The organism is Eubacterium sp. BL-380-WT-2B (assembly GCF_009696115.1).
Lineage (GTDB): Bacteria > Bacillota > Clostridia > Eubacteriales > Eubacteriaceae > Eubacterium > Eubacterium callanderi.
Genome location: NZ_VUMP01000004.1, coordinates 384,586 through 404,653, shown reverse-complemented (window position 1 = coordinate 404,653; position 20,068 = coordinate 384,586). Strand labels below are relative to the sequence as shown.

At 49.9% G+C, this 20,068-nt stretch carries 11 protein-coding genes; 4 read left to right on the top strand and 7 right to left on the bottom strand.

The features are described 5' to 3' along the window. The first annotated feature begins 94 nt into the window (after positions 1 to 94). Together FYJ53_RS10105 and FYJ53_RS10100 are read left to right on the top strand one after the other, a co-directional pair. On the top strand, positions 95 to 1,999 hold the full coding sequence (locus tag FYJ53_RS10105; protein WP_090410778.1) for a DUF2207 domain-containing protein: 1,905 nt from the start codon (positions 95 to 97) through the stop codon (positions 1,997 to 1,999). 183 nt (positions 2,000 to 2,182) lie between these two features. Beyond that, entirely contained in the window at positions 2,183 to 4,093 is a 1,911-nt protein-coding gene (locus tag FYJ53_RS10100; protein ID WP_148427656.1) for a bifunctional UDP-sugar hydrolase/5'-nucleotidase, read from the top strand. A 56-nt stretch (positions 4,094 to 4,149) separates the two neighbouring features. Here the strand turns inward: FYJ53_RS10100 and FYJ53_RS10095 are convergent, their stop codons facing one another. The 4 genes from FYJ53_RS10095 to FYJ53_RS10080 form a co-directional block, all read right to left on the bottom strand. After that, the gene (locus FYJ53_RS10095; protein WP_090410776.1) at positions 4,150 to 5,190 is read right to left on the bottom strand and encodes a DUF2804 domain-containing protein; all 1,041 of its coding nucleotides are present in this window, start codon (positions 5,188 to 5,190) and stop codon (positions 4,150 to 4,152) included. 135 nt (positions 5,191 to 5,325) lie between these two features. Beyond that, on the bottom strand, positions 5,326 to 7,341 hold the full coding sequence (locus FYJ53_RS10090) for a hypothetical protein (RefSeq protein WP_148427659.1): 2,016 nt from the start codon (positions 7,339 to 7,341) through the stop codon (positions 5,326 to 5,328). Positions 7,342 to 7,456: 115 nt separating this feature from the next. Then, complete coding sequence (locus tag FYJ53_RS10085; RefSeq protein WP_148427661.1) at positions 7,457 to 9,559, bottom strand: hypothetical protein; 2,103 nt, start codon at positions 9,557 to 9,559, stop codon at positions 7,457 to 7,459. A 527-nt stretch (positions 9,560 to 10,086) separates the two neighbouring features. After that, entirely contained in the window at positions 10,087 to 15,762 is a 5,676-nt protein-coding gene (locus FYJ53_RS10080; RefSeq protein WP_154557293.1) for an InlB B-repeat-containing protein, read from the bottom strand. Between the two features lie 629 nt (positions 15,763 to 16,391). Between FYJ53_RS10080 and FYJ53_RS10075 the strand changes: the two genes are divergently transcribed. Beyond that, positions 16,392 to 17,216, top strand: coding sequence for a response regulator (locus tag FYJ53_RS10075; RefSeq protein WP_148427666.1), 825 nt, complete (start codon positions 16,392 to 16,394; stop codon positions 17,214 to 17,216). Positions 17,217 to 17,263: 47 nt separating this feature from the next. Here the strand turns inward: FYJ53_RS10075 and FYJ53_RS10070 are convergent, their stop codons facing one another. Beyond that, positions 17,264 to 17,638, bottom strand: coding sequence for a PepSY domain-containing protein (locus tag FYJ53_RS10070; RefSeq protein WP_148427668.1), 375 nt, complete (start codon positions 17,636 to 17,638; stop codon positions 17,264 to 17,266). 95 nt (positions 17,639 to 17,733) lie between these two features. Further along, on the bottom strand, positions 17,734 to 17,916 hold the full coding sequence (locus FYJ53_RS10065) for a hypothetical protein (protein WP_013379026.1): 183 nt from the start codon (positions 17,914 to 17,916) through the stop codon (positions 17,734 to 17,736). A gap of 348 nt (positions 17,917 to 18,264) precedes the next feature. On the opposite strand from FYJ53_RS10065, the gene FYJ53_RS10060 reads away from it, so the two are divergent. Further along, entirely contained in the window at positions 18,265 to 19,107 is an 843-nt protein-coding gene (locus tag FYJ53_RS10060; RefSeq protein WP_090410770.1) for a response regulator, read from the top strand. 229 nt (positions 19,108 to 19,336) lie between these two features. Here FYJ53_RS10060 and FYJ53_RS10055 read toward each other — a convergent pair whose 3' ends face one another. Beyond that, positions 19,337 to 19,975, bottom strand: coding sequence for a hypothetical protein (locus tag FYJ53_RS10055; protein WP_148427670.1), 639 nt, complete (start codon positions 19,973 to 19,975; stop codon positions 19,337 to 19,339). Positions 19,976 to 20,068 lie beyond the last annotated feature (93 nt).

Genomic DNA, 20,068 nt, shown 5'->3' with positions numbered 1-20,068 from the left:
CTACGGACAATTAAGCTTGGAGAATTGAGAATTAAAAGAACAAAAGCTTTAATTCTCCATTCTCCTTTTTACATTCTTTTAAGGAGGTGCACCTATGAAAAAGAAACTACCTGTACTGGCGGCGCTTCTTCTGCTGCTGGCGCTTGTGTTCCCAGGAGCTAGTCTGGCCAGAGAATACTTTACCATAGACAGCTATGATGTGACCATGAACGTACAGGAAAACCACGCCTACGATGTCAACGAGAAAATCAACGTTACCTTCAGCCAGCCACGGCACGGGCTCTACCGCTATATTCCCTACAGCGGAAGCTATTACCGTGATATCGACGGCAAACCGACTGAGACATCTTACAACGCCCGAGTCTCTGACATCAAGGTTCCAGGCTACAACTTTGACATCGATTCCGAAAACGGCAGCAAAGTTATTAAAATCGGCGATGAAGATGAATATGTGGATGGCAGCCAGACCTATGATATTTCTTATACCTGGGACCCTGGGGATGACCATATTAGCCAGTTTGACGATGTTTACTTCAATATCATTCCTGCAAAATGGGATACCACCATTGACAGCGCAAGCTTTACTGTTAATATGCCCAAGGAATTCGACCCCTCAAACCTTGAGTTCATTGTGGGTGGCTATGGCAGCACTGATACTAACGCGGTAACCTACACCGTTGATGGCAATACCATTCACGGCACCCTTAATCGTCCACTGCAGGCCAATGAGGGCGTTACTCTCAATATCCGCCTGCCTCAGGGGTATTTTGTAGGTGCGCGTACTGGTAACGAATGGAATCCCATTGTCTATATTGTCTCCGGCTTGTGCCTGGCGCTCGCAGTTGTCCTATGGTTCCGTTTTGGCCGTGACCAGAAGCCACTGGAGCCCGTCATGTTCTACGCACCGGATAAGCTCACACCAGCCCAGGTTGGAACCATCATTGACGGCAAAACCGGCAATGAGGAAATCCTTTCCATGATCATGTATCTGGCGGATAAGGGCTATCTGACCATTGAGCAGACCAGCAAAAAGAACTTTAAATTTGAGAAGGTTCAGGAACTCCCGGCTGACGCTCTGAATTTTGAACGCACGGTTATGCGCGCCCTTTTTCCGAGCGGGCGTACTGTCTCCAGCATGAAGGATCTGGAGGATACCTTTTACGAGGATATGCAGGTGGCCAAAGCGGAGGTCGGCGGCTTTTTCGCGGAGCCCCAGAATAAGCTGTTCACTCCTGGCTCCAAGACAGCCCAGGCCTTTATTCACCTGGCCTGTTTCCTTCCTCTGTTCATTTTTGGCTGTGTTACCGGCTATCGGACCGAGGGCTACTTTGATGTGTTCATGGTGCTGATCATGGGCTGTCTGTTCGGGATTCTTCCCTTTGCGGGACTCAGCTTCCTGGCCCACACCATCGAAACCCGGCAGGGCATGACCACAGGCTCCTTTACCGGACGTGTGATCGCGGGTACCCTGATCTCCGCCGCCCTCCTGGTCATTGTGCTGGCCACAGGCACGGTCACCTTTGGCACGATTCTGATGCCGCTGGTGCCAGTGGCGGTATCTGTTATCACGGCGTTTCTGGGCGCCTTTGCCACCAAGCGGACACCACAGGGCAATAAATGGCTTGGCGAAACCCTTGGCTTTAAAAACTTTATCCAGACCGCAGAGCTGGACCGCATCAAAACCCTGGTGGATGAAAACCCCAACTATTTCTTTGATGTGCTCCCCTATGCCTATGTGCTGGGCGTCACGGACAAATGGGCCAAACGGTTTGAAAGCCTGGCCATCGAACCGCCGCATTGGTACAGAACCTATGATTCCTACAGTATGTTCAACACAATTTATTTCACCAACGCCCTCATGCACAGCATGAACGCTATCTCAACCAACATTACCGTTCCCCCGAACTCCGGTTCTGGCGGCTTCGGCGGCGGCGGTTTCACTGGCGGCGGCGGCTTCTCCGGCGGCGGCGGCGGTGGTGGCGGCGGCGGAAGCTGGTAAGAACCTTCTCCGCTCTCCAAAGGTTAAAAAACCCCCTGTGTCATTGCGTTTGCGCAGCGTCACGGGGGTTTTCTTAATTTGGGAAAATTTCCATCTTCCTGCTGCTCTTTTGATGTCAATAAAGGTGTATAATAAAGACACCAACACAAGGGGGAAGCAATCCATAATAAGGGGGATTTTACGATGAAAATCAAACGGATAGCCACAGTTTTTCTGCTTTTTACTTTCTGCCTGTTTTGGCTGGCAACCGCCGCGCTGGCGGCAGGAACAGAAAATGGAGAGGAGCAGGAGCTCCGGGTGCTCTTTACTCATGACCTCCACTCTTATATCCTGCCCTACGACGTGGCGGATGGAGCTGACGGCCGCACCACCATGGGCGGATACGCCCGGCTGGCAACCCTGATTAAGGAAAACCGGACCGATAACACTGTTGTGCTGGACGCGGGTGATTTTTCCATGGGCACTCTGTTCAACAGTATTTTTAAAACCCACGCGCCGGATTTATACCTGATGGGCGAGATGGGCTTTGACGCTACTACTATCGGGAACCATGAATTTGACTACGGTGCCGAGGGGCTGGCCGCCGCACTCCGCTCAGCCTCTAAAGCGCAGAAACGGCCAGCCATGCTCAACTCAAACATGGTCTTTGGCAATGATCCCGAATCAAAGGAGATCAAGAACGCCTTTGATGCCTATGGCAGCAGCGCCACAAAAATCATCGAGCGCGGCGGCCTGAAAATCGGGGTCTTTGGCATGCTCAGCCAGGTCGCCCAGGATTACACGGTCAATTACGCCCCTCTGAGCTTTGCCGATACTGCCGAAACCGCCCGGGACTGTGTGGACAGCCTGAAAGCACAGAACGCGGATGTCATTATCTGCCTGTCCCACGGCGGCACCAATCCGGATATTGAAAAGTCTGAAGACCAGCAGCTCGCAAAAGCCGTGCCCGATATTGATGTCATTGTCAGCGGACACACGCACACCACGCTGGATACGCCAATTACCGAGGGCAGCACCACCATTGTGGGCTGTGGCTGGCGCGGCGAGCACCTGGGTCTTCTGGACCTGAAACTTGAAGCTGACAACACCGTGAAGGTGGACAGCTACCAGCTGATTGAAAACAGTCGGGACGTGACCATGGATCCGGACATCGCATCGTCCATCAACACCAGCAAGGATGTTGTTCAGCAGGAATTTTTAACACCGCTCGGCAAGAGCTTTGACGCCACCGCGGCCGTCTCCGACCATAATTTCGCCACTGTGGATGATCTACTCGGGCACTTTGACAACTCCGATCTCGGCGATATTATCACCGACGCCTACCGCTACGGCGCTGCCCAGAACGGTGTGGACGCAGATATTTCCCTTGTCAACGCCGGCCTTGTCCGAGACACCATCTATAAAGGAAACCTGAGCGAATCAGGCGTTTATAATATCCTTTCGCTGGGCTCAGGCTCTGACGGGAGCGTCGGCTATTCACTGGTGGATTTTTATCTCTACGGCTCAGAGCTTAAGACATTGTGCCAGATTGACGTCTTCATGTATCCCATGATGCAGGAGGTTCAGTTCTCTTTTTCTGGTCTGCGCTACACCTACAATGACAGCCGTCTCCCGCTGGATAAGGTGACAGGGGTAGAAACCCAAAACGCTGACGGCGCCTGGACCCCCTTGGATGAGGACCGGCTGTACCGCGTGACCACCAGCCAGTATCTTGCCAACATGACCGGGCTCATTACTAAGATGTCCCATGGCATCATCACGCTGGCGCCCAGGGATAAGGATGGCAATCCGGTCTCAGACACCAATACACTGATTATCCATACACCAACCGGCACAGAAGCCAAGGAGTGGATCGCCCTGTCCGATTACATCCACTCCTTCCCGGTGGGCGAGAGCGGACTGCGGACCATTCCTGCCAGCTACAATATTGCCCGGGAAGTCAAAACGCCAGTGGATAAGACCCTCGTCACCTTCTTCGCAAACCCATCCTCCATCGCCCTGGCGGTTTACGGTATCATCGCCGGCCTTATTGTGTTGCTGATTGTCATTATTCTCCTTATACGCCGCCATCATATTAGAAAACACAGAGTCTGAGATTAAAAACGGAGAATTTTCAACCCGTATCACGGCGATACGGGTTCTCTTTTTCATCAGTACATATTGTGGATCACCTCGACTGCGCAGAGGAAATCTCTGATGTCGAGGACGGTGCCATCGTCCAGAGTCACCTTTCCGCTGAAGCAGCCAAACACCTGGTGCTGCACACTTCTGACGGCCAACAGGTTGATGTTGGCCTGACGGTCCATTCCGGGAATAAAGCTTCCCACGAAACGGCCATCATTTGAGGTCAGATACCAAGGCTCCATAAAAGCATAGCCGCCCTCATCGTTCCTGGGAATCATAAAGGTGACCTCGTCCAGCTTGTGGGCACGGTTGCGGTAAAAGACCATATTCTCGCTGGCACTGCTGCGGTCCGAAAAGCCATAGCCCAGGTTAAAGCCAAAGGGCTCGCCATCATGCCACCCGCTGCCCGTTCCCCAGTACCAGGTATTGTCATAGGTCCAGACGCCTCTTCCCCAGTCCAGCACACCCATGGCGCTGTCCGGCGTAAAACGGTGTTTTTCTTCTCCAAGTTTTACCCAGCCGCAGGCGGGCATACAGTTGATCTTCTGATTATAGTAAAAGGCCGTTGGCTTTTCAGCCCAGGGCGTCGCAATGCACATGGTATCCATATCCGGCTCGTAGAGCACAATATCCGCCTCCAATGCTTTCCCTTCCAAAAATTCAGGGAAACGGCAGTATATACGGCGTTTATTCTTCTCTGCCGTGTAGGACAACCGGATTTTGGGGTGCGTAACACCGCAGCTCCCTCTTCCCGAGCAGCAGCCTAACCCGTACTTTCCTCTTGGCAGCGGTTCCACAATGGTTTCGGTATGCTCTGTCCAATCCATATAATTCAGGAACGATACGCTGGCCATGCCCGCGTAGCCCAGATCCGACAGAGTAAAGGCCACGCCGGTCTGACCGTCACCGACCAGATAGTAATCCCATTCCTTGCGCCTGTACCAGGGCGCCGCAATACAATCACGGTTATAGTTCCACACCAGCTGCTTTGCCCAGCCCGGCTCTCCTATCCGCCCATTTGCGTTTAGCAAGGGCTGCTTCCTTGTCACTTCATGCTGTGTCCCCATGCCTGTCACCTCTTTTCTTGTAATCGACTTAATGATACACCACAAAACTTAAATCCAGGTTTTATCGTTATGGCCGGCGTCGCTTAATCAAACTAAAAGATCGGCGCAAAGTTGCACCGATCTTTTGATCTGTTTTTAATCTTTTTTTCGCTTTATCCCATAAATGACAGCGATGGCGGCCACTGCCAGACACAATCCTGACGCCATCATGACTGCGCGGTCCGGGCCGTTTTTCAAAAGCCCTGTCGACGGGCCATTTTTAACAGACGGTTGTGGTGTCGGGCCAGGTGTCGGGCCAGGCTTCGGGGTCGGGGACGGCGTTTCCACACCGATAACGACCGTCTTGGCCGGAGCGCTTGTATCCGCTTTGCTGTAAGGGGTTTCAAAAACCTGGTGCAGCTCCTTATTTACCTCGTCCGCTGCTCTTACCAGCAAACTGCCAGTGCTTAAGACCGTGTCCGCCGGCGTCCGGAATACAGCCTTGCCCGTAAGGCTGATCCGGTTTGCCTGGTAGGTCTTATCAAAACCAACAGCCACTTCAGAATCTCTCAGATACTGGCCCAATGCCAGCCCCTGGGTGGTGGTGGCGTTCACCTTGTTATCCGGGCCTGTCAGGTTAACCTTGAGGTGCTGAGCTCCAAGAGCAAAAGAGAAACTGTCCTTCTTCAACGAGTCGATGCTCGTATTGATGCTGGCGTCATCAACCGTCATAGTGTCATAGGCTATAACCCCCATGACGCTGCCATCCGCCCGCACATTCGCAGTCATATCTGAGCCATTTTTTAATGCCAGATTAGACGCTGTATTGTAGGCCAGAGCGTCAAGGCCATCCGGCATATTTATCTGAATATCCAACGCCGTATTGTCAAAAATATCAATTCCTTTTTTGTTGGTGCTGTTAATGCCCGAAATACTTCCCAGAGCCGTGCGGTCCGGGTTATCCCCCTTAGATGTCAGATTAATTTTAAGGCTGCTCCCAGCCGCGTACAGATGTTCCTGGCTTTCCTCACAGTTACCGGCTATTTCCAGCGCTGTGAGCGGCGCTAACCGCGTAGAGTCTTTCCCTACGTTGACTGTAATCTCCATGGCAGCTTGATTCATGAATAAGCCTCCCTGTATCCTCACCGCGGTAACCGAAGCAAAACCAGATCCCTCATCCTTTGGCGTAAGCTGCGCGATCAGGCTGCTGCCAGGCTCTAAAGACACGCTTCCCCCTACGTTTAGGGCGCTGTTGGTTCGATTGATATTCAGGGTTTTACCTGTTTTTAAGGTGAAATCATGGCACCGGATGCCTGTGCTCCACTCATCCGACGCTGTTCCCAATTCCATATTTGCGTCCATAATCAGATTACAGTTGGTTCCTCCGGTGCGGCCGCCCACATTAAAGCCAATTTCACCGCCCTTCAGGATCAGAGTATCACCCGTTACAGTGACGTCCGGCATATTATCCGAGGCAAAGTAAAGCATCGTGTTGACGCCATTGCCAACATCATCACTGTAATTAGTGGTCAGCGTATTTTTTCCAATGACTTTAATCGTCAAAGGTTTTGGCGTTTCTTCAAGATTGGTATAATTGAGACACCCCTGAAGATCTCCTACCAAAACAGGAACCTCCCGCTCTGCCAGATCGACATTATCCAGCGTAATAATAGTGCCATCCTCAGATAAGGACATGGCTCCACCGCCAAAATTCCTGGTCTGTCCCGGCGCTATGCCCTGCCCCGCTGCAATGACATAGTTTTTAATTTCCTCTACGTTATCTAAAGTCAGTGTTGCTTTATCGGATTCGTATATCTTTTCCGGATCGCTTTTATCCTTTACTAAACAGCGCACCTCCTGAGTGTTCATTGTAATGTTTGTGGCTGAGAATTTTAACACAGGTACTTTAGCGCCTTCACCCATATAATCACGCCAAAAACCTTCTCCATCCTGAAAATACTGCCATTGGTAGGTGTAATTTTCCGGATGGTCAACCCCTACTTCAAAAACGGCCTCATTTGGGATAGAAACCGAGATATCTGCCGGTTGTTTAATAATTGGCGAAGCAGCAGCGCTTTCCTCCGCGAAAACACCGGACGGCAGGGCCAGCAGCACGGCAAATATCAGGCTGAGAACCAAAAGCAATGGATTTTTAAAAATCAGCTTTTTCATTTTTTACTCCCTTCTGCTACAATATATTTACATATCATTATAACGAACCCGTATCCCAAAAAAGGACAACAAACAAGCCGCAAAATCTAAAATTAAGTTTTTATTCCCCAGTCCCCTACTGGCGCCTTTTTCTTACATAAACCACCACACCGATGATGATAGCCGCCGCGACGATCAGTCCTGCCGTCCAGTACAGTCCATTTCCGGCGCTCTGCAGGCCGGTGTTGGAGTTGTTATTGTGCGGGGTAGGTGTGGGGCCTGGGGTTGGGGCAGGCTTCACGGTAGGCGTTGGTGTTGGCTCTGGAGTTTCTGCTTTTTCGACGACAACTTCTGCCGCAGCTATGGTCTGTCCCTTGGGCAGAATGGTGCTGCCAGCCCAGGGTTCGGTAATACGTCCGACAACGCCACCGGCCGGGGTGGTGACTGCGTTTCCCTTTCCAATATTCAGAGTACTGTTTTCAAAGGCCAGCACAGCAATGCCGTCTTCTCCGGTGGTTGCAGCATGAACACGGCTGTCTCTGCTCAACGGGCTTATGTTGATATCATAGTAGCTGTAAATACCCAAGTCATTGGCTGTGGCGTTGACAGTGGCATCGCCGATGTTCAGGGTTCCGTTGGCGTATATGCTGCCCGCGTAAGCCTTTGGTGCGCGGGATTTATCCACACTGACGGCTTTGGCATTGACAATACAGCTGTCTCCAATGGTGACCGCACCAAATTCGGGCCGCCCCTCTTGGCCGGCGCTAAACAGTCCGTCTGCGTTAAGTCTGGCTTTCGGGTCAATGCTGAAACCGCTTCCCACCTGGACGTGGCTGTTTAGATCAAGTTGGCTGGCGCCGGAAAAGGCGGCGCTGCCTGTTGTAAACAAAGCGGTGCTGGCCTGCGGGGCATCATTTTCATCTGGCTCAGGAATATCCGCGTTGATCAATGCTCCAGCCCCGATGTCCAGCTGGCTCTTATTTTCAACGGTGAGGCCTGTCACCAGCTCATTATAAAACGGATTTTGCGCTACCGCCATTCCCATAGCATCCGCATACGGTTGGAGGCACTCTGCCTGAGCGTCAATACTCACGTCCGCTGCCCCTGTCTTCCCAATACTGGCATAAAAGGTATGGATCCCCCGGGCCAGCAGGCCTGTTTTTACCTTAATATCAAGACTGGCGCCTTTGTCAATATAACAGTCCGCCTGAGGCTTTTGCGCCATATAGCCTGAAGCCATAAGACCCACACCCAGCCGGCATCCGCTGATGTCCAGCTTCAGGCTGGCGTCGCTCAGGTTTAAAGCCGGCGACTGAAGGCCCACCAGGTAGCATAAAGCATCCTCATTATCTTTTTCTACCGGGTTAGAGGCTCTAACCGTAACATCCGCGTTATTGACAATGCTGATCACGCCGTCGGCATGGGTGCTGTTAACCTGGGGGACCCCCTGGAGACTTTTATCGAGATGGGCGCCGCCGCGCGTTCCATTGATCTGCTCGATGAGCGCCGCATCACCGCCGGTCTCTGGCGGACTGTGGGGATTTGCCCGGTCAAGGTAAACGGCAGCGTTGTCAATAGTCAGATCGCCGCCGACAGTGACGCACTGGTTGTTTCCATACACACTCAAGCTGCCTCCGTCCACAGTGCAGTTGCCGTATATGACGGCCAGGCCGACGCCGGCCCGTTTTTCATCACTTCCGATGGTAACCTGTCCGCTGTGCTGTGTGTAGCCATTATGGCATTGCATTGCATAGGATTCATTGGGAGATTCTGCAGATGCGCTGGGCACAAGGGTCAGCGCGCCGGTCCCGTTCATGACCAGGGAGTCTGTGTCGATGATCTGCACGTTCTCCTTGGTGGTATCTGCCTGAGCCATGAGGCTTCCCTCTCCGGTGAGGGTCAGCGCGCCGCCGCAGTAGATGGCTTTTTTATCGTCTCTGTCAGGAACCAGTCTGTTTTCCCCAGTCAGTTTAACGGTAAGCGCCTTATCGGACAGAATGACGGCTACGATGCTGTCATCCCCGGTTACTGTAAGGTTAGCACCGCTCAAGGTAAGAACATTGGCAGCCTTGTCATAGCTCCAGCCCTCTCCCGAGGGCGTCTCATTGGCATTGACCCCTCCCACATACAATCGGCTTTCCTCGGCCCGGGCGCTGTGGGGCGCCCACATTCCCATAAAAAGCAATAGGGACAGAACCATCATAAATGTGATTCCCATCTGAATTTTCTGTGTTTTCATATACACTCCTTTCAACCGCTTTTACCGCGGTTCACTCACTGTTTCACGAGGTCACCGAGCTTCCGACGAAGCTCCGGGTGTTTTCTTTCATAAGAAACCTCCTGTTATAATGATTATACCGGACAAAGAACAACAAAAGGACAACAAGCACGTCCTATAGGTAAAAAATAATGACATTCTGGTTTAAAACGTAATTCTCGCAAAAATACATTTCTGAAAATTTAAGGCTTTAAAAAAATGCTTCACTCTATTGCCCGTGGCTTTCTCTGGTACCTGCCATCAAACCAGTCCCCGGATTTGCAGCTTATTTGGACGGATTTACGGGTTTTACCGGTTCATCCTTGGCCTTAATTTTATAAGAGATCTACACAGACTGTACTGATCCTTTTTTTAAATCTTTTTCTTAATCGTCAATATCAGTATTCTGTTATTAATAAGACTATGTCTTAAAGAAAAAACTGGCTCTAATCAGACGACTTTTTAATTGTCTGAGACCGGCACAATATTGTGCCGGTCTCTTTGTTTCATTAAATTTTGCGTTTTTTCTTCAGATAGACCGCCAGTCCAAAGGCTGCCATAAGCATCAAAAGAATGCTTATAAGCACAGCCCAGTTCTGGGTGGTAAGACCTGTTCCCGGCCCGTCTGGTTTTTGAGGATCTGTCTTTTTCTGAAACTGCACTTCCACGGTGTGGTTTCTGTCCACCTTATTAAAGGTGTAGCTGTCTGCCGTACTGCCCGTGTCCTGCCCGTCTACTTTCCAGTTTTTGACCACATACCCCTCTTTGGGAACCGCCTTAAAGGCCATATCGCTGCCTGGAGTTACATTTATTTTTCCTGCCGGTTCGATACTGCCTCCGTTCCCCGCGCTGGCCTCAATGGTAAACTGCGTATCCGGCAGAGCCGTATACCTGGCGTAAAGAGTATAATCCGTCTGGAATACCGTTTCCGGCGTTACCTGGCTGCCTTCTTCGATATTATCAAACCAGCCGTCAAAAAGGTAGCCTGTCTTTTCGGCTGTTGGCAGCTCGCCGGTTATTTTTCCGCCCTCATCCGTCTGGAGGGTGGCCGTACCACAGTCTCCGCCTCTGGCGTCAAGCCACAGAGTATGACCCACATCCGGTACAAAGACTGCCATGAGCCGGATTTCCCGATCCACCGCAAAGGTATAGGAAGCCTCTCCGCTCAGAGCGGCTCCGGTCGTGCCTTCTGTGTCCAGCTCGACCCACTCCTTAAAGCGATAACCCGGATAAGCCGTGGCCTCAACGGTGATTTCCTGTCCATGACGGGCCATATAGCTTTTCTTTAAGAGCGCATCGATATCGTTGGCGTCCGAGGCGTCCACCAGCCCTTTATCGGCTCCGCCGGCTTCTCGATCTGGAATCAGCACAACCTTATGAAGACTGCCGATCTCCTCAAAGACCGCTGTCAGGCTCACACCCTCATCGCCAACCTTAAAGCTGTAGGAAGCCGCATCGCTCACGGTATTACCCGCTTCATCGATCCATTTAACAAAGCGATAGCCCTCCCTGGCCTCTGCCTTCACCGTTGCGGTTTCTCCCGCAATGTAATAGCCGTCGCCTTCAAGGCTACCATAGGTCTCGTCATTGGCTCTGGTGGCAACCATCATGGGCACCGGAAAGCCAGGATTTTCTATCTTGATTTCTGTCACAAAGGGGCCGATGTCTTCCATATTGGCTGCAGTGATCTCAATAAGAATCTCCTGGGTTTCATCCATTTTCCAGCACTCATCCAGCGGTATCTGGAAGTTATAACTACATTCTGTATAATCCTCACCATAAGCCTCGCTGAGCTCACCGATATTATAAGTGTAATCCGGCTTTTTCTCCTGTTTCTGGCCGCTTTTCAGTTTATAAACATTAACTTTGGCGTCCTCAACGGGCACCATGGACTCATTGCTGATATTGATGGCCCCATAGTACCTGCCATCGATTATGGCCGGCGCGGCCTCAATGAGAACAGCAGGCTTGTCATATGGCCCGGTCGAGGCAATATCACCCTCAGCCACTGGGTTGTCCAGTATCGTACCGCTTTCCAGTTCCGTTATCTCACCGTTTTCTGCCACCGCGGACATAGGGTGAACACTGATCTTCGTTACCTTGGCAAACAGGGTCTCACTGCCTGGCTGCCAGCTTTGGTGCGGCTTAAAAGTCATCTTTACACTGTTGCCTTCGCCAGGATAAAGTCTCTTCTCAACCTTTTGTTCACAAAGAACATTATTCTGTTTGTCTGTAATCTGTACCGTCACATCATCCAAAACGCGCACGCCGTTGTTTTCATACTTCACCGTTGCCGTCAGACTGCCCTGGGATTTCTTGATATAAGGCTCATCCGTACCGATGGCCGTGGCCTTGGCCGATGCGCTGAGTCCTTCATTCCAGCGGTACAGCGTGCAGGCCTCTATCACTTCGCCCGGCTCGTAAGAACCATCATTTCTCATAGTTCCTTCTTTAATCACCTTGCTCTCAGTATCCGCCGTGTATAAAAGCCGCAGTCCGGAATTGGGAGCGTCTGGATGATCTTTGTGATAGTAGTACATCCCGGTCACGTTGGCAATGTTCCGATTTGCTAGACGGGTGGTTCTGGGGCCATGGATTTTGACATGATGACCAATGCTGTCATCCGGCGCCAGATCATACACATGAATGAGACTGTCCGTAACATCTTTGCCGTTTTCGGTTCGGATTTCCTTGGTGACTGTGACCAGCTTAGCCACATCTAGGCTGTTATTCAAATAAATATCATAAACCTGCGTATTCTTAGGCAGTTGGAAAGGATTATTCCCGGTATCCTCTACCGGATACACCTGGCCATACTGGTTAATCACCTTAAGCATCCCGTCTACATTTACATAGGTTCCGCCTTTCACCACATTGCCCAGTGAAGGCCCCACAAATATATTGGTGATACTCTGACCCGAGAAATATTGCTTTTCAGGCTTTTGTGATCTATGATTGGCCATAGAGTACACATCGTATGGCGCGCCATTCCCATCGGTTTTACGCTCCACAAAGCTCATGTTCAAAGAAACCTCATTATACCAGTCTTGCAGGCTTTTATTCTCGGTCCCAAGCTGGAGACTGATATAGTTTCGTCTGCCCGGATAAGGCGTCACCGTAAGCTTGCCGTTACCCGCCATATAATTGTCTGCTGTATACAGCGCGATATTCTTGTGCTGCTGGGCGTCCTCCATGCTGTCGGCCTCCAGCCAGCCTGCTATCAGCCTGTTTTCATAGCTGTAGACCGTAGGGCTGTGCTTGTAAGTGCCGTTTTTATCGTCACGCACAACTTCGTTCATGAGTATCTTATTATTGGTCAGATCCAGCTGAACAACTCGGCTGATCGTATGCTTTGCACAGTCCTTATCGCTGTAACCATAACCCCGGTAGCCGCTGATAATGTTGAGGGCCGTCAAGTGCTTGCCACTGCCTTCCTGCTGATGGGTGTAGGCCGCGAAGTCATAGTCATAATAGTAATTGCCAAAATAAGGGATCTGATAAAACTGATTCTCAAACCCATTGCCGTCTTCTTTTTCTTTCTGGTAAACCAACGCCGGATACGTGTAGCCCAAAAAGCTGTACTTAACCAGCACAATACGGAAAGCATAGGTTTTTCCATCCTGGTCAATATACGCCAGGCGGGAGTTTCCGCTGGTGGCATCGGCGGCTTTAAAGCCCGTGCCGTCCGCGCCATCGCTAAGGCCGTTAATGTTTTCCGGTGTAGCGTCTTCTTCAGACACCTGCTTATCGGCCTTGATCTCCGTTGGTGACAAGGTGCCGTCGGCCGATGCCGCGGGCAGGTTGTCGGCAACAGCTTCCTCCTGGCCTTCAAATTTAATCTGGTAAACCCGGGTCGTCTCCTCCATGGCTTTTTCGAGGGCGGTTTCCTTATCCTTGAGGTGCCAGCTGTCATAAACCGTCCAGGTTTTTCCCAGAAAGTCCTTATGGTACTTAAAGAACAGCGCCACCGCCGTCACCCCTACATTATAGCCCAGATCCACCGTTGCCCTGGGGTACATCTTATTCTTGGGGCGGTCGGTTTCATTTAACCTGAAATCCAGTGTTCCTTTGGCTAGTATGCCACCATCGGCCTCAATACAGAACAGACCATGGAGGCCAACGCCGGCGTATACCCCCAGCCCCAGCGCCAGATCAATGGTATCGAGGAGACCAGCGTTACTCATAGTCGCCGTATTGATAAAATCCTTGGGCTTAAAGCGGATGCCCACACCGCCGCTGGCCGACAGACTGGCCGAGGCGTTAAAGCCCGCATAAACCGATGGCGGGATAATGGCATAGAAGGTCATGCCGTATTTTCCTTCCAGCGCCACCATCATGGAAGTACTCAGAGTAATATAACCCGTTTTACAGTCATAGCTTCCGCTGCCCATGGCCATAAAGTTGACCTTGACGCTGTGGGATCCGTCGATGGGGAACCTCGATTCGCTGTCCCCGGTCATTAACCCCTTGCCCTCGCTGAAAGCTTTCATCTTGGCATTAAAGGCGTTCTGAACCTTATCCCGGATCGTTTTCGCCTTTTCCTGTTTACGCGGGATAAAATCACTGGTAAGAAATTCTTTTTGATCAATAATCGTCTCAATATCTGCTTTATAGCTGAAAATGGCCGTTCCGTCAAGACCGATGATCAGCGTTATAGGCAGTTTTAAAAAGTCGACGTCCAGTTTAGAATTCCCAATAGCAGGGACACTTTTAGGAATGGTAAAGCTTCCTCCAGCGCCCACAATACTAAATTTAATATTATTCCAGGTAGCCTTCTCAACAACCGCATCCTTGACCTTCATATTAATTTCCACTGGTTTGATTGTTGCATGCGTTTCCTCAATTGTCAATACGTCCTTAGCCTTAAGCACCGTATCAGGATCTAAAAGTTTTTCCGCCCAACGTTTGGTGTAAGTAAACTGAATGGTTTTTTCACCTAGCTCCGTCTTGCTGCTTTCCTTAAACTCCCGATCACCGCTGGACGGGTTTTTGGCTTTAATGCGCAAATCTTGCATCCGAAGATGATTCATACTGCCGCCGGATAAAAGCACTGTCAGGTTTAAATCTCTGGTTGTGTTAGGCGTCAGCGAAATGGTGTTGGGTTTGTTTATCAGATCGGAGCCTTCCAGATCCGCGCAGCGGACATACACATCCTTTGCATTGGTGGGCGTAAGCTTATGTATGAGGATACTCCCTCCGTCCAGATCTGCGTCCAGCTGTGTCAGTACCCGATAGCCGTCCTTTTCAATATTTAAAAAGCCCGACCGGGTACCCGCCATATCCGTAATAATGGCAAAGCCATCCTTTCCGTTAGATGTTCCCGTCACTGCGTTTTTGGTAACATCCCGGTTATCCTTATCCTTAAATTTAAGGGTGACGGCCGCGCCGTTAATGCCCTTGCCATTCTGGTCCGTTACACGTATTACCACTGTGCGGTCATCGACGATGATAATATCCTGGGAGGGATCTCCCGTTGGCGATTCCGACACCATTTTAAACAGCCCGGTAGGCGTGTCCACCCCTAGCTTCGCAAGCTCTTCGGGGCTTTTCAGCTTCTCGGCCACCGTCCGGCTGAACCCATCGGCTTCATTCACAGCAGCTGTGAGAGCATCGCCGGCAATAACGTCGGTTTCATAGTAACGCTTAAGCGACTCTGTTTTGTCCTCTTCCATAATGGAGGTAAAAGGAGTCGCGTCGCTTCGGGGCGTGATCTTATAAGCGGAGAGATCTGTGCCGACAAAGGTACCCTTGTACTCCATATTTTCGTTGCCCTCAGCAGCTGCTGCCGCTTCGGCGTCATAACGAATGTTCGGCTCCGGAAGGTCGGGCGCAACCGTGATGTCGTTTCCATTTTCAGTTACTTCCACATCCATAGTCTCGCCGCCCATAAGATCCACCGGCTGGTTTTTATCCTCCTCCGCCTTATCCTGATCCGGGCCCACTTCCTGATTCGGGCTTTCCCCATTATTTGAGATTGTCGCCTGACCGTTTTGCCCTATTGTAATGGTATCCCCCTGAGTAATGTCTGCCAGCCCATTCTTAGTATCCAACTGAATGGACTGGGGCAAAATCGTTCCGGGGCTGCCCGGAGCCGATTGGCTGGCTTTCAATGGTGGACCACTGTCCATCGCCTGAGCAAAAACTTGCGCGCAGGTACCAAATGGCATCAAAAAAGCCAGGAACATACACAACAGTCTTCCTAAAAATCTTATTTTTATTTTTCATCTTTCCTCTCCTTACAATTTTCCTTAGTCTATATGATAACATTCGTAGTTCCTCAAAAAAACCACAAATCAGGACTCTGATTCCATGTTTTACTAATTTTTTTAATACATAAAAACAGCGCCCCTGGTTCAAATATGAACCAGAGGCTTCGCTTCGACGGACTGGTTTTTATATTCCAAGCGCAGGGTATAGCTTCCGACATTCAGTCTATCCAGATAACTTACCTTTAATTTCAGTAAGGCGCTCCCGGATTTCAGGCTATAGTTGAACGGATCCACAAGCTTGCCATCTATAACAATGACAGAGCAAACCGATATTGGGATGTCTTTAAACCTGGCCCGACGATAATGTCACGATCTGGCATTTCAAAAGTAGTTACTGCTTTGGCGACGTCGGCAAAGGTCGTATCGATTCCATCGCGCAATCATCCTTTTCCGCCTGTAAATTTTTTTGGTGTGATCTGACTATTATAACAGGACGACCTCAAAGCATGGATATTTTGACATTTTTTGAATGAAATTTTTTATTCGGTTTTGAGTGAAAAACATGGTATAATCAATGTAAATAAATTACGAGGAGGTTCTTTGCCATGCACATACTGGCCACAGACGATGAAGCTTTATCGCTGGACAGCCTGACCGTTACTTTACAGAAAGCTTTCCCCCACGCCGAGGTGCACAGCTTTCAGCAACCTCGAAAGGCCCTTGATTTTGTACGATCCCTTTGCCAGCGCCAAAACACCTCCCTTGATTTCGCCTTTCTGGATGTGGAAATGCCTGGGATGACGGGCATTGAGCTGGCCGCCGAGCTCAAAAAGCTCTGTCCCGATGTGGGGATCTTTTTTGTGACTGGTTTTGCCGATTACGCCTACGAGGCTTACCGTGTCCATGCCAGGGGCTATATCCTGAAACCGGTCACAGGGGAGCTCATCGAGGAGGAAATGGCTCATCTTGCCACCACGCCGCCCTCTGATCCGTTCCATACCCGCCGGGTCCGTCTTCGGACCTTTGGCACCTTCGACGCCTTCATGGGGGCGAAGCCCATCGCCTTTTCCCGCACTCGGGCCAAGGAGCTCCTGGCCTATCTGGCAGACCGCCAGGGCAGTGGCGTTACCCTGGCCGATATCTGCTCGGCGCTCTTTGAAGATGAGAGCGGCAGCAAGACCAGTAAAAAATACGTTCAGAACCTCATCTCAAGCCTGAAGCAGGGGCTGGAAGCCGTGGGCGCCGGGGATATCCTTATTAAAAAATGGAACTACCTGGCCCTGGATACCCAAAAGGTGGACTGCGACTATTACCGGTTTCTGGAAGGCGACATTGACGCCATCAACGCTTTTCACGGTGAGTATATGTCGAATTACAGCTGGGCAGAGTTTACCGTCGGCTACCTGAACCGGGCGAAAAGCAAAAAATAAAAGACCGGCACAAAACCATGCCGGTCTTTTTTGTTCTAAATCATCTTTTAATCGTCAATATCAATGTCCTGTTTTACAATTTCTCCGGTGGCGGCGTCAATGTCGTAATCATATTCTTTTCCGCCATATTTAAAATTGACTTCGTAGACATGCCGGCCGTTCTCGGTTCCCTGCTCTACCTTTAACGCCCAGGCATCGGTTTCGGCAATGCCTGCCTGCTGTAAAGCGATGGCCTTGGCCTGTTCGGGTGAAATGGCCGCCGCGTTATTATTGGGGGCTGTCGTCTGAGTGGTTGCGGTTGGGGTGGCGGTCGGGGTGGCAGTCGGGGTAGCGGTTGGGGCGGGAGAAGCGGTTCCTCCGCAGCCTGCCAGGAACATTACGGTCATTCCCAGCATCAGTGTGAATACAATTGTTTTTTTCATTGGTTGCTCCCTTCTTTCTTTACTTGTTATGTGTATTATATCACCTCATGTTCCACAAATCATCCTCAAACCTCCATCAAAAATTAAGGTTCTCATCAGACTTCCACATGCGCTTTCAGCACTTTGCCGTTTTTCACGATTACCCCAGTGATAGCCGCGGTCCCATCGGTGGTGACGCCGCCGATGGTCTTTAATTTTTTCTTGATCTTGCCGCCGACTTCGCCGTAGTTCAGGTTCATCTTAAGCTCGTTTTTAATCGCGGTTCGTTCATAAGCCATCTGTATCTCTCCTTTCGTTTTGATGTTCTCAGTATAGTATCATAAAACCGTCCTTTATAAGGACAGTACAAAATGCCTGGTTTGACCGGTGCGTTTCGGGCCCAAGCCGTCCATGCAGGAAGTGATCCGCTCCCGGGTATAGGGGCTCGCGTCTTTCCGTGGAAGCACTCGGATAGGCTTCAGGCCTGGTACAAAGAGGGTGAGGGCATCTCGCTATAAACTGCCTTAAAGGCCCAACGTTTACCGGGGTTTTGGGAGAATTTTTATCTTATGTCTGCATTTGTTGGTCTTTTGTGGATCTCCGTCCTGTAAAATAGTATTATACTAAGTAAACAAAGGATAAAGCATATGTATGTACTAGCAACAGATGATGAGCAGCAGTCGCTGGAACGGCTGATACACATCTTAAAGGAGTTTCTCCCAACGGCAGATATCCATGGGTTTAAAAGTTCTAAAGAAGCTTTGAGCTTTGCGGAAAAATGGATCTGGGAATCGGGCAAACGGCTGGACCTGGCTTTTATGGCGATTAAAATGTCGGCCATGTCTGGCCTTGAGCTGGCCTCAAAACTAAAAAAACTCTGTCCCGAGGTGCGTATTGTCTTCGTAACCCATTACCGGGATTACGCTTATGATGCTTTCCAGATCCATGCCCAGGGTTATCTCTTAAAGCCTGTAACCCGACAGGCCATCGAAAATGAGCTTTTACATCTCCATGTTCTTCCTTTAAGCCAGAAGTCTGATCCTTTTAAAAAACGTGTCACCCTTCACACTTTTGGTACCTTTGACGCTTTTGTGGATCAGAAGCCCCTTGTTTTTTCGCGTACCCGGGCTAAAGAGCTGCTCGCCTATCTGGCGGACCGCCAGGGAAATGGGGTGACCATTTCGGATATATGCGCTGTTCTCTTTGAGGACCGGTCAGGTACCAAGTCCAATAAAAAGCATGTCCAGAACATTATCGCGAGCCTGAGAGCTGCCCTTGAGAAGGCCGGCGTCGATGATATTCTCATCAAACGCTGGAACTATCTTGCTCTGGATACCCAAAAGGTGGACTGTGACTATTACCGTTTTCTGGAGGGAGACCTTGACGCCATCAAGTCCTTCCAGGGGGAGTATATGAGCAATTTTAGCTGGGCTGAGTTTACTTCTGCCTTTTTAAACCAACAGAGTGGCATAAAAAAGAAAGGTTCCTGAAATTATAAAAGCCCATGACGTCATCACACATCATGGACTTTTTTATTATTTATTTCTGGGAGTGGTATCTCAAAAGCAATGCCTTTTTCGGGATACTGCCGGCGCGCCAGTTCCTCGGCGCTAATGGCGTTCAGTCGATTCAAATCAATGGCTTTAACCAACTAAGTAAATAAAAACAGTAAAAATATGTTCCTGATATCTGATTTCTTGTTCTTTATTCAGAAAAGCACTATTCCTCTTCTCCATTTTCTTGCTCCTTATTCTGCCGTTTTAAAATATAGCTTTTCAACTCGACTTGCTTCAGCCGAATATTCTGAAAGTAATCCCCCATCAAAATTCCTGCAACCAGAAATACGCCACAAGTCACCATATCCGCAATCAAAAGCGCGCTGGACTTCACCAAAATATCAAACACCATATTAATGAGATAACAGGCAGCTGTAAAAATCAAAATCCTCCAGGACTCATCCATAATGGTCAGAGGGATGAGCAGGAAAACACCAATAATGGCTGTAGCGGGCAGCAGCGGTGATTCTACAATATTGAGATAAATACAACCAACTACCATTACACTCCAGAACAGGTACATACCGAGCAATACATTCCGCCTTTTTCCGAAGATAAAATAAATCATGGCTCCCGTCAGATACCAGACCACATAAACAGGTAAAAGCTTTCGAAATTCATCGGAAACCAGGCATATTACCAAAAGGAGACCGAAAACTGCCTGGGCTATGATTACGAGTCTTGTAAACATATTCCGGTTTGCAAGGGTTATTGCCTTTTTATTCCCAGACAGCGTTTTATTCCGCCACCTCTGCTCATTCTGCCATCTGCCCATTTTTTCTTTTGCTATTTTGTTAATCATTTCTCATCCTTTCCAGACGGGTTTATTTATCTTTTGCTTATTGCAGGCAAAAATGACCTGATCTAATGTATTTTGAAGAAAAGACTCCCAGGA